Source organism: Algoriphagus sp., from assembly GCF_024305035.1.
Lineage (GTDB): Bacteria > Bacteroidota > Bacteroidia > Cytophagales > Cyclobacteriaceae > Algoriphagus.
Window position 1 is genome coordinate 12612 of the sequence record NZ_JAMWZB010000023.1, and the last position, 15715, is coordinate 28326.

The 15715-nt window shown below is 44.1% G+C and carries 14 protein-coding genes; 12 read left to right on the top strand and 2 right to left on the bottom strand.

The window, feature by feature from the left end; genetic code table 11:
* Window positions 1–19: 19 nt before the first annotated feature.
* Together Q0L00_RS13735 and Q0L00_RS13740 are read right to left on the bottom strand one after the other, a co-directional pair.
* Window positions 20–1126, bottom strand: coding sequence for an alkene reductase (locus tag Q0L00_RS13735; RefSeq protein WP_297337456.1), 1107 nt, complete (start codon window positions 1124–1126; stop codon window positions 20–22).
* A 134-nt stretch (window positions 1127–1260) separates the two neighbouring features.
* Window positions 1261–2790 (bottom strand): S8 family peptidase, encoded by a 1530-nt coding sequence (locus tag Q0L00_RS13740; RefSeq protein ID WP_297337457.1) that lies wholly within the window; start codon window positions 2788–2790, stop codon window positions 1261–1263.
* A gap of 192 nt (window positions 2791–2982) precedes the next feature.
* On the opposite strand from Q0L00_RS13740, the gene Q0L00_RS19710 reads away from it, so the two are divergent.
* From Q0L00_RS19710 to Q0L00_RS13795, 12 genes are all read left to right on the top strand, one after another.
* Window positions 2983–3132: an SDR family NAD(P)-dependent oxidoreductase gene (locus Q0L00_RS19710; RefSeq protein WP_363318549.1), complete on the top strand. Its 150-nt coding sequence runs from the start codon at window positions 2983–2985 to the stop codon at window positions 3130–3132.
* A 464-nt stretch (window positions 3133–3596) separates the two neighbouring features.
* The gene (locus Q0L00_RS13745; protein ID WP_297337458.1) at window positions 3597–3737 is read left to right on the top strand and encodes a hypothetical protein; all 141 of its coding nucleotides are present in this window, start codon (window positions 3597–3599) and stop codon (window positions 3735–3737) included.
* A 258-nt stretch (window positions 3738–3995) separates the two neighbouring features.
* Window positions 3996–4370: a BlaI/MecI/CopY family transcriptional regulator gene (locus Q0L00_RS13750; protein ID WP_297337459.1), complete on the top strand. Its 375-nt coding sequence runs from the start codon at window positions 3996–3998 to the stop codon at window positions 4368–4370.
* Window positions 4367–6295 (top strand): M56 family metallopeptidase, encoded by a 1929-nt coding sequence (locus Q0L00_RS13755; protein WP_297337460.1) that lies wholly within the window; start codon window positions 4367–4369, stop codon window positions 6293–6295. Before Q0L00_RS13750 ends, Q0L00_RS13755 begins: the two co-directional genes overlap by 4 nt.
* A 370-nt stretch (window positions 6296–6665) precedes the next feature.
* Window positions 6666–7100, top strand: a complete 435-nt coding sequence (mraZ, locus tag Q0L00_RS13760; RefSeq protein ID WP_297337461.1) for a division/cell wall cluster transcriptional repressor MraZ — start codon at window positions 6666–6668, stop codon at window positions 7098–7100.
* Between the two features lie 3 nt (window positions 7101–7103).
* Window positions 7104–8015 (top strand): 16S rRNA (cytosine(1402)-N(4))-methyltransferase RsmH, encoded by a 912-nt coding sequence (rsmH, locus tag Q0L00_RS13765; protein ID WP_297337462.1) that lies wholly within the window; start codon window positions 7104–7106, stop codon window positions 8013–8015.
* A complete protein-coding gene (locus Q0L00_RS13770) occupies window positions 8012–8395 on the top strand; it encodes an FtsL-like putative cell division protein (protein ID WP_297337463.1) in 384 nt (127 codons plus the stop codon). Before rsmH ends, Q0L00_RS13770 begins: the two co-directional genes overlap by 4 nt.
* The gene (locus tag Q0L00_RS13775; RefSeq protein ID WP_297337464.1) at window positions 8392–10500 is read left to right on the top strand and encodes a penicillin-binding protein; all 2109 of its coding nucleotides are present in this window, start codon (window positions 8392–8394) and stop codon (window positions 10498–10500) included. Before Q0L00_RS13770 ends, Q0L00_RS13775 begins: the two co-directional genes overlap by 4 nt.
* Window positions 10500–11963, top strand: coding sequence for a UDP-N-acetylmuramoyl-L-alanyl-D-glutamate--2,6-diaminopimelate ligase (locus tag Q0L00_RS13780; protein ID WP_297337465.1), 1464 nt, complete (start codon window positions 10500–10502; stop codon window positions 11961–11963). The genes Q0L00_RS13775 and Q0L00_RS13780 overlap by 1 nt, the downstream gene beginning before the upstream one ends.
* A gap of 1 nt (window position 11964) precedes the next feature.
* Complete coding sequence (gene mraY / locus Q0L00_RS13785; RefSeq protein WP_297337466.1) at window positions 11965–13176, top strand: phospho-N-acetylmuramoyl-pentapeptide-transferase; 1212 nt, start codon at window positions 11965–11967, stop codon at window positions 13174–13176.
* A 7-nt stretch (window positions 13177–13183) separates the two neighbouring features.
* On the top strand, window positions 13184–14536 hold the full coding sequence (murD, locus tag Q0L00_RS13790; RefSeq protein ID WP_297337467.1) for a UDP-N-acetylmuramoyl-L-alanine--D-glutamate ligase: 1353 nt from the start codon (window positions 13184–13186) through the stop codon (window positions 14534–14536).
* Window positions 14533–15708, top strand: coding sequence for an FtsW/RodA/SpoVE family cell cycle protein (locus tag Q0L00_RS13795; RefSeq protein ID WP_297337468.1), 1176 nt, complete (start codon window positions 14533–14535; stop codon window positions 15706–15708). The genes murD and Q0L00_RS13795 overlap by 4 nt, the downstream gene beginning before the upstream one ends.
* Window positions 15709–15715 lie beyond the last annotated feature (7 nt).

Consider the following 15715-nt stretch of genomic DNA (forward strand, 5'->3'; position numbering starts at 1 on the left):
AACCGGCCTTTGAGGTGAATTAATCAACTTTTGCCTCTTCGAGGCTCGGGTAATCGGTATATCCTTTTTCACCGGGAGTGTAAAAGGTTTCTTGGTCCCAATCTGCCAACGATGCATTTTGCGCAAAGCGTTCCGGCAAGTCTGGATTGGAGATGAAGGGTTTTCCGAACGCAACTGCATCAGCTAAACCGTCTTCAATTACTTGGTTTCCGCTTTGCTGATCAAAATTGCTATTGATAATCAACGTTCCCTTATACATCGGGCGGTAGCGTTTTGCGATATTGGATTCCAAAAACGCTACGTCAGAAACATCTGTAAATGGCTCAGATAAATGTAAATAAGCCAGATTGTATTCATTGAGTTTATTCACGATATAATCAAAAGTGGGGATGGTCTCCTCATCGGCTTCCATTCCAAAAGCCCCGTGAAGTGATGGGTTTAGACGTAAACCAATGCGGTTTTCGGGCATGACTTCTTTGATTGCATCGATGACTTCGAATAAAATTCGAGCCTTATTTTCGATACTTCCCCCATATTGGTCATTCCGCTGATTGGAAGAGTTATTGAAAAATTGATGGAGTAAATAGCCATTAGAAGAGTGAATTTCCACTCCGTCAAAACCAGCTTCCATCGCATTTTTAGCTCCATTTTTAAAATCTTCAATGGTTTGCTTGATCTCTTCTAAGGTCATTTCTTTCGGAGCGACTGTCTCTTTGAACCCCTGCGGAGTGTAGGATTTGGAATTAGGATTAATTGCCGAAGGGGCATGGGGCAATTCACCATTGTGAAAGTCAGGGTGCGAAATCCGACCCACATGCCAAAGTTGAATGAAAATATGTCCTCCTTTTTCGTGGACAGCTTCGGTTACTTTTTTCCAACCCTCAACTTGGGCTTTTGAGTAAATACCTGGCGTATTGATGTAACCGACTGCTTTTTTTGAGATCTGCGATCCTTCAGTGATAATCAAGCCAGCAGATGCCCGCTGTTGGTAGTAGTCGACATGTATGTCATAAGGGGCATTTTCTGGATTATCTGCCCGACTTCGGGTCATGGGCGCCATAAATACCCGATTTCGTAAATTCAAATCTCCCATCACTAGCGGAGATAAAAGTGCTTGCTTGCTCATAAAATCTATGTTGGTTTAGCTTTGTAGAATCTATGTCTATACAACTAATTTGGTCCGGGGATAGTTCGAGAATTGAAAAATAAAAAAGCCATCAGGATAATTCCCGATGGCTTGTAATGAAATTTTGAATGGAATTAGAAATTAACCGTCACTTCATTAGAGCAAGTCGAAGTTCCTGCTTCACATACTCGATAAGTGAGGGTGCCGCCACCACGATTATTGGTTTGGTCGGTATAACTGGTACCGGATACCGTAGCGATTTTACTTCCATTTCTGTAGATGTCCACATTTCCGGTGTTTCCAGACCAAGAGAGGTTGGTTCCCCAGCGACCCTTTTCTTTAAATCCATTGGCAGCTAAATCGATTGAGGCAGGATTTTCCGGTTCTGGGTCTGGTTGAGGATCAGTTCCTCCTCCGCCATCGGTGGTGCCTAGCGAATAAAGCAAGTGATTGTTTGCAGAATTTGCGTTGGTCACTACTCCTTTGGTAGAAGTGGTGCTGATAAAATCATAAACTTCTTGGGCGCTTGCATTTGGATTGGTTTCCAAAAACAAAGCCGCTACCCCAGCTACATGAGGAGAAGCCATAGAAGTACCGCTGATAGTATTGGTACTAGTTGTGCTGGTGTACCAAGCGGCTGTAATACCGCTGCCTGGTGCAAAAATATCCACACAGCTTCCATAATTAGAAAAACTAGACCGTGCATCGGTATTGGTAGATGATCCCACCGTGTAAGCGTTGGCTGCACTGGAAGGGGAGTAATTGCATGCATTTGCATTTGAATTGCCCGCAGCGACCATGACTGGAACCCCAGCATTGTACATTTTGGTGACGGCATCATTTACCGAAGTGCTTGCTCCGCCTCCCAGAGACATATTAGCGACAGATGGCCCGTTGGCATTAGCTGCCACCCAATCCATTCCAGCAATCACTCCGCTGAATGTCCCTGATCCATTGCAGTCTAATACTCGTACTGCTACAAGATTGACATTTTTGGCGACGCCGAAAACTGTGCCCCCTACTGTTCCTGCCACGTGAGTGCCATGCCCGTCGCAGTCTTCGGAGTTTCCTCCAAAGGCATCAAAACCTCGCTGAGCACGCCCCCCAAATTCCACGTGATCGGTACGGATTCCTGTGTCAATAATGTAAGCGGTAACTCCCTGTCCTGTGGCATTGTAGGTGTAGGATCCATCAAGGGGGAGGTTGGTTTGATCGATCCGGTCGATTCCCCAGGTGGCTTGATTTTGTGTGGTAGAAGATTTTCTGACTATTCCGTCTGGTTCGATGTAGCTGACTTTTGGGTCACTTTCCATCCTTCGCAGCTGTTCTTGATCAAGCTCAGCGGCAAAGCCAGAAATCAAACTTCCATAAACTCGATCAATTTGAGATTCTTCCAAATCATATCGGGCTGCAAAATCATTGGCTACTACTCTCATCCCCGCTTGGGCACTTTCATAGTCTTTGGTTTTTCTAAACTGAATGGTACTCTCATTCAATACCACAATGTATCGTCCCGGAATAAGCTCTGACTCTTGGTTGTTTACTGCCAAGTCAGCATCCGTCAAATTAACCGTCTGCTCCGTATCCGTACAGGCAAAAACTGATAATGCGAGACCAAAGAGGAAGAACCATTTGGTCTTGGTGAAATTTCTAAAATGCTTCATCTTGTTTTAAGTTGATGGTTTAGGATAGTAATTTATATTTAATTTTGAGAAAAAGGTAAAAAATGAAATAAAAATATGTTTAAAATTATTTTGACGAATTATATAATGTTTTCATTTACGTTTTTTGGTTTTTTATCTAGGAAAAATGGACTTTCATATTTTTTACGAACTTGATTTTTGATCACCCCAACTATGAACCCAACCCTAATCCTCATCACTGGTGCCGGTAGTGGCATCGGCAAAGCTCTTGCGAACTATTTTCAGGGCTTAGGATTTTCTATGATTCTCATCGATCGCTCCGAGCAATCACACGCTGAAAATTTCTGTTCAAGAAATGCATAAGCCGGTTTCTCCTTTGATTCATGCTGCCGCCGTTTTGCAACCAGGTTTTATGACTGATTTTGATCTATCCTCGATTGACTTTCATCTAAACATCAATGCCAAGGCATGTATGCTAGGCAGTACGTTGCTAGGTAAGGAGATGAAATCGAGCATGACTAAAGCGACACACAGCGGGATGATTAGAATTGCGAGATTCCATCCGACCACTAAAAACAAATTATAATCGGATGAAATCGAGCACGACGTACCCGTCACACACCGGGATGATTAAAATTGCGAGATTCCATATGACCTCTGAGAAACAAATTATAAACAGATGAAAAATCAAGAGTTTGGACATAACTATTACCATGTCTTCTTTGGCGGGCTTGGCTCCAATTCCAGGTTTGAATTTGGCTACAGCCTCCAAGTTTGCAGTTCGTGGATTTTCGATGGTCATCCCTTAGGAGCTGAAAGATTATGGCGTGGAAGTATCATTTCTTTGTCCTGACTTGGTGGATACACCTATGCTGGATTTGCAGCTTCAGTTTTCGGATGAGGCAGCCTTGTCTTTTAGTGGCTCCTCAAAGGTTCTAAGGGTAGAAGAAGTGCGGATGCGATACTAAAACTGATGAAAAAGCCACAACCTCTGGCGTGTATCCCAAAAAGGAGAGGTTGGCTGGCTAAAATTGCCGGAAGCTGGCCCCTTAGGGCTGATGTTTTTAAGGAAAAGTTCCATCAAAAAGGATAAAATAGAATAAATGTGATGCATAAAAGATGTTATTCAGGCATTTAAGATTTTTTAATACGATAATTATCGTACTTTTTTTGAAATTACGATATGCTTCGTATAACTTTGTACGAAAGCTATCGTATAATGCGTTATGAATAAACCCACCGAAGCAGAATTAGAAATTCTTTCACTCCTCTGGGAGATGAAAGAAGCCAGTGTCCGGCAAGTCCACGAGCGATTGGCTGAAACTAAGGAGACCGGTTACACTACGACCTTGAAAATCATGCAAATCATGCATGCCAAAGGATTGCTGGAAAGAGATGATCAGAGTCGATCTCACATCTATCGGGCCAAGATCAAAAAAGGGGACACTCAAAAGTCCCTGCTGAAAAATCTGATGACCACCGCTTTCGGAGGCTCTGCAAAAAATTTGGTCATGCAGGCCTTGGGTCAGGATAATCCTTCTCGTGAGGAACTGGACGAAATTCGCGCGTTTTTGGATGATTTAGAACAAAAGAAATCATGAATTTATTGAACGACTGGTTACCTGAAAGTTTGCTGCAGGTCCTGGGTTGGACTTTAGTGCATTCCGTCTGGCAATGGATTGTCCTAGCCGCATTGCTCTGGGGAGGATTGAAAATCTTTGCCCACAAATCCCCGCAATTCAAATACAAGTTGGCCTTGGCAAGTCTAGGTGTCGGATTTTTGACAAGTGTGGGCACGCTATGGTACGAATTGAATTTAAACTCCCTGAGCAGTGCTTCTCCGGTGGCTGTTTTGATCGATTGGAATAATCAATTGGGAGCTTCTGATAGCCCATCACTGCTTTCGGATTTTACCGCTAGGATAGAAAGTTTATTGCCCTTTTTGGTCAATGTCTGGTTTTTTGGGGCGGTGCTATTTTTAGTCCGTTTGTTTACCAATTTGTCAGCGGTAAGAAATCTCCGGCTCAGTAGTCAAACCAATAAAGATCAAGGACTTCAAAAATTGGTTTCGGATATTTCCTCTAAAATGGGGATGGTTCAAATTCCGCAATTGAAAATCACCGCCGAGGGTCTTTCTCCCCTGGCCATGGGTGTATTTAAGCCGATGATTTTGATTCCGGCGGGTTTGATTTTTCAGCTTTCGCCAATGCATTTGGAAGCTATTTTGGCGCACGAACTCGCCCACATCAAGCGAAATGATTATCTGATTAACCTGATTCAGTCGATACTGGAAGTGGTGTTTTTCTACCATCCTTGCTTTTGGTGGGTCAATCAGACCGTCAAGGAGCTTCGCGAAAATGCCACGGATGACTTGGCCATTTCCTGTGGAGTAGCGCCTCGGGTGCTGGCAGAGGCATTGGCAGAAGTGCTTAATTATACGAAGGAACAAAATCCCGAACTGGCTTTGGCGGCAGCCAAAAAAAGAAATCCAACCCTAAATCGAATCCGAAGAATGCTGGGACTTCCAGCCCAAAACTATCCACAAAACCCTATAATCACTATTCCTATGATTTTGTCTTTGATTATCAGTGCGAGCTTGATTACAGCAGCGCAGCAAGTGGACCACGAGTCCCTAAATGAAATCCTTCCCGAGATTGCTCTGGAAAATCCCATGTTGGAGGCGTTTTCCAGCATAGCTCCCCTGCAAGCTGCTATTCCATCGGACACGACATCCGAGGAAAAGAAAAAAATCGTCGTCATCAGTAAAGAAGACGGGAATCAAGCATGGACGGATGAAAATGGAAACCAGGTGGTCATCCGTCAGCGTGGAAACAATAATTCCTTTGTATATCGGATTAATGGAGATACGCTTATCGTAAATGGTGACACTACCTTCAATTTCAGCAAAATGATGAACAATTTCAGCAAAATGATGAAGCTGGATGAAATTCCGACGGTGGATTTTGAAGATTTTCCTGAGATCGCCATGGCACCAATGCCGCCAATGCCTCCTTTCCCGGAAGAATTTATGCCGGATTTTGATATGGATTTCTTTCCCCCTGATGCACCTTTTATTTTCGAGTTTGAAGGTGAATCACCCGGTGTGTTTTTCTTTTCAGACACTACCAAAATGACTGCCGAAGAACGCAAAGATTGGCAGAAAAAGCATGAGGAGCGCATGAAGGAATTCAGCGAGCGAATGGCAGAAAGGTCTGCCGAATGGAAGGAACGAATGGCGGAACTCCAAGTGCGTCAGCAGGCCCGAATGAAAGAGTGGGAAGCCGAAATGGCTCCAAAAATGAAAGAGTGGGAAGAAAAAATGAAAGCTTGGCAAGAAGAGCAAGAGCCTCGGATGGAGGAGTTTCGGGCCAAAATGAAAGAATGGCAGGAAGCCAACGAACCGAAAATGGAGGAATTCCGAAAAAAAATGGAAGCCTGGGAAAAGGAAAATGCCGAAAAGATGGCGGAGTTTAAAAAATCACTCGAAGCCGAACTTGAAAAAATAAAGAGAGAAAAAGATAATTAATTTGTGTGTTGATGCATTTGAAAAAGCCTCGGTCAATGACCGGGGCTTTTTTGTGACTTTTGGTGAATTTTTTGGGAAAATCTCCCACTTTTTTTCAAATCCTTTTTTTAGCTTATTACCTGAAATCCATTTCTTTCTCAAAAGCCCTGAAATCCACGTTAAATCAGGGATTTTTTTTTGCCTTGCCTTGATTCTAAGCAATTGAGAACCAAGTAAAAAATCCAATAAATTTTTTTAAAACTATTGGGTAGAATCAATCTTTTGGCTACTTTTAGTCAAAAGTGGGAAAAAGTGGGGTAAAGTGGTAGAATGTGAAAATCATTTTATTACTTTTGTTTTTACTTAAAACTCGAAAAAGCACGAAGGAGAAATGTTCAATAGCCATTACGATTGTAAGCTAGATCCGAAAGGTCGTCTGGCGCTGCCGGCAAAAATTAAGGCAGCGATTCCAGAGGCTAATGGGACTGCTTTGATGCTTCGGATGGCAGAGGATCGATGTTTGGCGCTGTACCCCATGGTGGAATACAAAAAGCTGGAGAATCAGATCAAATCCCTGAACATTAACAATCCTGAGCAGCGCGCTCTTCAGCGAGCATTTTTCAATACGGTAGTCGATGTGGAGCTGGATAGTGCAGGAAGGCTTTTAATCCCCAAGACTTTTCAGGCTTATGCAGGTCTGGAAAAGGAAGTTGTAGTTGCCGGAAACGGAACCCGAATAGAAATTTGGAATCCTGAAAATCATGCAAAACACGTCATGCCGGATCCGGCTGATTTGTCTGCATTGATGGAAAAATACCTCTCATAAGCCATGACAGCAGCTGTTTACCATATCCCAGTGATGCTTGCCCAATGCACTGAAGGCTTGGCTATTGATCCCAATGGAATCTATGTGGACTTGACTTTTGGAGGAGGAGGACATTCCAGATCGATCTTGAATCAATTGGAGGGAGGACATCTCTATGGGTTTGATCAGGATGAGGATGCCTTGGCCAATGTGCCAGATGATCCGAGATTCACGTTCGTTCAGGCCAATTTTCGAGATCTTAAAAAGTACCTCAGACTTTATGGGGTGAAGCAAGTGGATGGAATTTTAGCGGATTTGGGGATTTCCTCACATCAGATTGACGAACCCAGTCGAGGGTTTTCGACCCGATTTCAAGGTGAATTGGACATGCGGATGAATCAGTCGGCCGCATTAAGTGCCAAGGAGGTGCTAAATACTTATGATGAAGGAAAGCTTCATCGCATTTTAGGAATGTATGGAGAGGTGAAAAATGCGAAGACTTTAGCTCAGGCTATTGTCTCTGAGCGGAATCAATCGCCTTTTTCCTCAACGGAAAGCTTCACGGTTTTTCTGAAAAAATTTGCTCCACGAGGAAAAGAATTCAAATACTTCGCACAGGTTTTTCAAGCCCTACGAATTGAAGTAAATGATGAAATGGGAGCGTTGGAAGAAATGCTTTTGGGGGCAGTGGAGGTATTGAAACCGGAAGGAAGGCTGGTGGTGATGAGTTACCATAGCCTAGAGGATCGATTGGTCAAGAATCTGATCCAAAAAGGCAAATTCCATGGGGAATTGGAAAAAGATTTTTACGGAAATCCAATTCGCCCATTAGAGCCGATCAGTCGTGGGGCTCTAGTTGCAGATGCTGAGGAGATCGAGGCAAATCCGCGAGCACGTAGTGCCAAGTTGAGAATTGCAAAAAAGGTAAAATTATGAGTCAAAATACCTTTCGTAAGAAACTGAAAACTGGAAACAAGCCCAAAGCTGGGTCTGGGAAAACCATTTTCACCTGGATCGAGGAGAAACTCGATGTGACTAAACTTCTTGGTGAGGGCGTTCCCGTGCAGTTTGTTCCACCTGTTTCATTCGTGGTGCTTTTGGGACTCATTTATATCTGGGGGAATCATCGGGCGGATAATATGGTCCGCAAAATTGAAATAGTACAACAAGAAGTGGAAGATCTTCGGGCTGACGTCACTACGCTGGAGGCAGAATATATGCTGAGCAGCATGCAATCCGAGCTGGCCAAAAAAGTAGCCAATCAAGAAATCGTCGAATTAGAACAACCACCAATAAAAATAACTCTGAAAGATTGAATATTAAGCGTTCCATAGTGCTCCGAGTAAGGATAGTTTTTATCCTGATTGCGCTTGCGACAGCGGCAATACCGATGCGTATTGCCACGATTCAGTTTGAGCAGGGAGATAAATGGCGGGCAAAAGCCGAAACGATAAACTTTCAATATCGAGAGGTTCCAGCCACCCGAGGGAACATATATGCCGGTGACGGAAGTTTACTGGCAACTAGTCTTCCTTTTTATCGTGTGGCGATGGATCCCACCATGGCTAAGGCTGAGCGCTACAATGCAGGAATTGATTCTTTGGCCAGATTATTATCCGGATACTACAAAGACAAATCGGCTAGCGCGTACAAGCGCTTGATTACCGATGCCCGTCGGGATAATAAGCGATACATTGTCCTGAATCGTAAGCAGGTGGGGTATCAGGATATGCAGAAAATGTCCCAGTGGCCGATTTTCCGCGATGGCCGATTGGGAGGAGGGGTTCTCTTTGAGAAAGTTGAAAAACGCTACCGGCCTTTCAGTTCGTTGGCAAGTAGGACAGTGGGCTTTTTGAATGAAAATGACTATGGGGCAGGAATCGAATACAGCTTCAACGAATACCTTCAAGGTCAGGATGGGAAAGCACTTTTCCAGCGCTTGGCTGGAGGGGTTTGGAAACCGGTGTTTGACGCAGAGGATGTCAAGCCTGAGGATGGCTATGATATCCTTACTACGTTGGATGTCAATATTCAGGATGTAGCAGAGAAAGCTCTGCTTCGCCAATTGATGGACCGGGATGCAGCTTTTGGATCCGTCATTGTCATGGAGGTGAAAACCGGTGAAATTAAAGCGATTACGAATCTTCAGAAAAATAAGGGCAGCAATACCTACGGTGAAAACTACAATTTTGCCATCGGAGATCAGGGAAATACCGAGCCTGGATCCACTTTTAAGCTCTTGTCGATGCTGGCACTTTTGGAAGAAAATAAAGTGAGTTTGGAGGAAAAAATAGAGACGGGTAACGGTTCTCATAGATTTTATAATCAAACCATGCGGGATGCCAAGAATGGAGGATTTGGAACAATTACTGTTCGTGAGGCTTTCGAAAAATCTTCTAATGTGGCTATTTCCAAATTGGTAGATGCCCACTTTGGTTCCAGTCCATCCAAGTTTATGGCCTATATCGAAAAGGTTGGGCTCGATCAACCTTTTGGATTTCAATTGGCTGGTGAAGGGAAACCGTTTTTCAAAAAACCAGGAGCCAAAGATTGGTATGGAACATCACTTCCTTGGATTTCTATAGGTTACGAAAGCAAAGTCAATCCAATTCATACGCTGGCACTTTACAATGCTGTAGCCAATGATGGAGTGATGGTCAAACCCTACATTGTTAGAGCAATTGCCAAAGGAAATACAATCGAAAAGCAATTTGGTACAGAATACATCCGCAAGCGAATAGCCTCTGAAAAAACGATTAAAAACCTTCAGGATTTGCTAGTCGGGGTAGTGGAGAATGGTACTGCAAAAAATATTGCAAATGCCAATTACAAAATCGCTGGGAAAACAGGAACTGCTCAAAAAATTAGCAATGGAAAGTACACCCAAAAATACTACACCAGTTTTGCAGGCTACTTTCCAGCGGATCGGCCTAAGTATTCCATGATCGTCGTGATTGATAGTCCTACCGGTTTTGCTGCCTATGGGGGAGATGTTTCGGCTCCGGTTTTCAAAGAAATCGCGGATCGAATTTATGCCTTGGACATCGAGTTGAATCCAAGCAATCAGGAAGGAATCCTTCGTGCAGAAGCCTCCCTATCGACTTTGCCGCAAGTAAAGGCTGGACGAGCGGAAGAACTTTACCAAATCTTGGATCAGCTGGGGATTAAATCCAGTCCAGTCCAGTCCGAAGAATGGGTTAAAACGGTCGCTCAAAATGACCAGGTGCAGTGGAAGGTCAATGATACCGACCAGGCAACCGTTCCCGATGTATCAGGATTGCCGCTCCGAGATGCGCTTTTCATTCTCGAAAACAAAGGAATAAATGTGAATTACAGTGGAAAAGGGCTGGTTCGTAGTCAGTCAATCCTTCCGGGGACCAATTTGGTCCCAAATACTACCATTAAACTCGTCTTAGGATAATGACCGTGCTCAAAGACATCTTATACAAAGTATCCTTGATTTCTACCACCGGTGATATGGAGGTGGAGATCAAAAATATTGTCTTCGACAGCAGGAAGGTTGAAGAGGGTTCGCTCTTTGTCGCTATTCCTGGTACACAGGTAGATGGGCATGAATTTATTCCAAAGGCTATTGAAAATGGTGCCAAAGTGATTGTATGCCAAGAGCTACCTGAGGAGAAATCAACCTCTGTCACCTGGGTGCAGGTGAAGTCAGCGGCACAAGCCTTGGGTATCATGGCATCCAATTTTTACGACAATCCATCTCATCAAATTAAAGTTGTAGCCGTCACCGGTACTAATGGTAAAACCACTACCGTCACCTTGCTTCATCAACTTTTTACTGCGATGGGTTACAGTACAGGTTTGCTTTCAACGGTTGAGAATAAAATTAAGGAAGAAGTGATTCCTGCGACCCATACCACTCCGGACGCCATCAGTGTGCAGGCCTTGCTTCGAAAAATGGTTGATGCTGGCTGCACGCATTGTTTTATGGAAGCAAGCTCTCATGCAATTGTTCAAGAGCGGATCGCTGGACTGAAATTGATCGGTGCGGTTTTCACCAACATCAGCCACGATCACTTGGATTATCATCAGACTTTTGACGAATACATCAAGGCTAAAAAGAAGTTATTCGACGAACTGCCCAAAGATGCTTTCGCTCTAATCAACGGTGACGATAAGCGGGGGGCGGTCATGCTGCAAAACTGCAAGGCAGCCGGTCAATTCTTTGCTTTGAAAAGTCCTGCAGACTTTAAAGCAAAAATCCTATCCAATACGCTTGAAGGTCTGGAATTGGATATCAACGGACGTCAAGTTTGGTTTCGGCTGATCGGGGCATTTAATGCCTATAATATTCTCGGAGTACTCGGTACGGCTGTCCTTTTGGGCGAAGATGAGGAGGATGTGATGCAAGTATTATCGGGAATCAGAGGGGCCAAAGGAAGATTTGATCGGATTTCTATTGGTGGCGTGACTGCGATCGTGGATTATGCGCATACGCCGGATGCCCTAGAAAATGTGCTTAAAACCATTAATGGGGTTCGCACCGGAGGAGAGCAGCTGATTACAGTAATTGGCTGTGGGGGAAATCGGGACAAGACCAAGCGTCCAATCATGGCGAAGCTGGCGGTGCAGGAAAGTGACAAAGCTATTTTGACTTCTGATAATCCTCGGTTTGAGGAGCCTGAGGCCATTCTTGAGGATATGCAAGCTGGCGTTGGTCCAAGTGATTTCCGTAAAATGCTGACCATTGTAGATCGAAAAGAAGCCATTAAAACTGCATGCATGCTTTCTCAAGCGGGTGATATCATTTTAATCGCGGGAAAGGGGCATGAAGATTACCAAGAAATAAAAGGAATAAAACACCACTTTGATGATGCAGAAGTGGTTAGTGAATTTTTAAACCAATTGACAAAAAAATAATATGCTAGAGCCGATTTTTAACTATTTGGATCGAGTACTGGACATCCCGGGTGCGGGGGTGTTTCGCTATATCTCCTTCCGAGCAGGAATGGCCGCGGTTCTATCGTTGATTATCACGATTACCTTTGGTCATCGGATCATTAATTGGATACGAAATCGTCAAATCGGTGAAACCGTCAGGGATCTTGGTTTAGAAGGCCAAAATCAGAAAAAAGGCACTCCGACGATGGGAGGCTTGATGATGATTGCTGCAATTTTGATCCCGACCTTACTTTTTGGCGATTTAGATAATATCTACATTATTCTGCTCCTAGTGACTACGGTTTGGTTAGGCGGAATTGGCTTTTTGGATGACTACATCAAAGTATTCCGTAAAAACAAAGAAGGACTTGCAGGAAAATTCAAAATCATCGGTCAGGTAGGCATTGGGATTATAGTCGGAGGAACACTCTATTTCCATGAAGATGTGGTAATTAGGGAATTTCAAAATCCTGTCTCCATTGAGGAAGGGGTGGTTGAAACTCCGGCCTACCAAGATGTAAAAGTCGCCAGGACTACCATTCCTTTTGTCAAAAATAACGAGCTCGATTACGAAGTTATTTTGGGCTTTTTAGGAGAAAGCATGACTCCGGTACTCTACATTTTGGTGGTAATTTTCATCATTACCGCTGTTTCCAATGGCGCCAACATCACTGACGGGATCGATGGATTGGCAGCGGGTACCTCGGCAATTATCGGGTTGACCATTGCAATTTTTGCCTACTTAAGCGGAAATGCCATTTTCTCCCAATACCTCAACATCATGTACATCCCCAACTCTGGGGAGCTAGTGATTTTTGCCTCTGCTTTTATTGGAGCTTGTATCGGGTTTCTTTGGTACAATGCCTATCCGGCTCAGGTTTTTATGGGAGACACGGGATCTCTGATGCTAGGAGGAGTGATTGCGGTTTTGGCGTTGACCCTGCGCAAGGAACTTCTCATTCCGATCATGTGCGGAATTTTTGTCATCGAAAATCTCAGCGTCGTGATGCAAGTGAGCTATTTCAAGTACACGAAGAAAAAATACGGGGAGGGTAAACGGATTTTCCTGATGTCACCACTTCATCACCACTATCAAAAGAAAAATATACCGGAAGCAAAAATTGTCACGCGGTTTTGGATCGTAGGGATACTCCTTGCAGTCATCACCTTGGCCACGTTAAAATTGAGATAAGAAACAAATGAAAACCATCGCCATCATAGGAGCCGGAGAAAGCGGATTGGGAGCAGCAATGCTAGCCAAGCGGGTGGGGTATGGCCTTTTTGTTTCTGAAAAGGGAATGATATCAGCGGAACGTAAAAACCTCCTTGAAGCGAATGGTATCCCTTATGAAGAGGGGGGGCATTCGGAAGAAAAAGTACTCGACGCAGATATGATTATCAAAAGTCCGGGAATCCCCAATCAAGTATCAATTATCAGCAAAGCACTAGACAAAGGAATTGCGGTGGTTGATGAATTGGAATTTGCACATCATTTCTCCAATGGAAAAACCATCGCCATCACCGGAACTAATGGAAAAACCACCACTACACTACTTACCTATCATCTTTTGAAGTCTGCTGGAATCGATGTGGGGTTGGCAGGAAATGTAGGCAAAAGCTGGGCAGGTCAGCTGATTCAAGGAGATCATGACTGGTGGGTGATCGAGTGTAGTAGCTTTCAGATAGATGGAATGCAGGCCTTTCGACCAGATGTGGCCATCTTGACCAATATCACCCCCGATCATTTAGATCGATACGAGTATCAATTTGATCACTACATCGCTTCTAAATTCAGGCTTTTTCAAGCCCAAAAGCAAAAAGACTATTCCATTTTTCATGCTCAAGATGAAGGCAGTAAAACGGGGATTAACCGTCAGAAAATTCGCTCCCAGAAATTATGGATTTCGCTGGAACATGAAGTGGAAAATGGAGCATTCGTTCAGGATGGTGAATTTGTGATTCGTCTCAAAGGCGAGGAAATACGGGTTCCGGCCAATGTACTCTCCATTAAAGGAAAGCACAATCAGCTGAATGCGCTTTTTGCCCTCACGGCTGCACGCATCGCAGGTGCGAGCCAAGAGCAAATCCAAGCTGGAATCCAATCCTTTGAAAACGCGCCTCACCGGATGGAGTTTGTCGGTGAAGTGGATGGTGTCCGGTTTATCAATGACAGTAAAGGTACCAATGTGGAGGCAACCACTTATGCATTGGAAAGCTTTGATCAACCCATCGTGTGGATTGCCGGTGGAGTGGACAAGGGGAATGATTATACCAGACTAAAAGAACTCGTCAAAAATCGGGTCGTAGCCTTGATCTGCTTGGGAAAAGAAAATCAAAAGTTAAAAACTGCTTTTGAGCAGGTCATTCCTGAGGTCAGCGAAACAGAGGATATTCAAGAAGCAGTGCGTCGAGGCCTAGAGCTCGCCGGTAGTCAAGGCTTGGTATTGCTTTCTCCTGCCTGTGCCAGTTTTGACTTATTTAAAAACTATGAAGATCGCGGTAATCAGTTTCGGGAAGCGGTACAAAAATTAAAAATAGAATTAAACGCATGAACCAGTTTAAAACTTGGATAGATGAGCATTTCAAGGGTGACCCGATTATCTGGGCCATCGTGATCTTGCTGTCTCTTTTCAGTATTCTGGTCGTGTATTCGGCCACGGGCTCTTTGGCTTACAAGTATGCCGGAGGCAATACCGAGTTGTACCTTTTTAGACACGCTGCTTTAGTTTTTGCCTCTTTGGTGGTGATGTGGTTTGCCCATAAAGTACCTTATAGAAGCTATGCGCTTTATGCTCGATTAGCCATGTATTTGTCCATGCCGCTCCTTTTGATTACTTACCTTTTTGGTTCTAATATCAATGAAGCCAATCGTTGGCTGACCATTCCGGTAATCAATCAAGCTTTTCAGCCTTCAGATTTGGCAAAGTTAGCCTTGATCGCTGCTCTTGCTGCCATGTTGGCCAAGCGCCAAAACAACATCAAAGATTTCAAATCTACATTCTTGCCCATTATTATCGCTATTGGATTCATTTGTGCATTAATCGGGCTGGCTAATATGTCCACAGCCATTTTATTGCTTTGTACCTGCCTTTTGATCATGTTTATCGGTCGTGTTCCGGTTAAATATTTGGTAATGGTGGTGATGGTGGGCGTTTTGGGATTGACCGCTGCTATTTTTCTCGGACAGCGGGGAGACACCTTCCGTTCTCGAATTGAAGATTTTACCGCTTCTTATTCTGATGAAAGTAAAATTCCTTTCCAAGCCGAACAGTCATACATCGCGATTGCAACCGGTGGTGTGACAGGAAAAGGTCCCGGAAATTCGGAGCAGCGCAATTCACTACCTCACCCTTATTCTGATTTTATCTATGCGATTATTATCGAAGAATATGGCATGATCGGAGGCGTGACAGTTTTGTTTCTCTACCTGGCTTTGCTGTATCGAGGGATGCGGATAGTGGCCAATTCAAATAAAGCATTTGGAGGGCTTCTTTCAGCTGGGTTGAGCTTTGCGCTGGTGATTCAAGCCCTGATTAATATGGCTGTGGCGGTAGGATTGGGACCGATCACAGGATTACCCTTGCCTTTGCTAAGTATGGGCGGGACTTCCTTGGTCTTTACCGGGATTTCGCTGGGGATCATTCTCAGTGTTAGCCGCGGAGATCACCAAGATGAAATGCAGACAGGTTCTGCCATGCATAGACCTAAAATGAAAATAGCCTAAGTGAGTA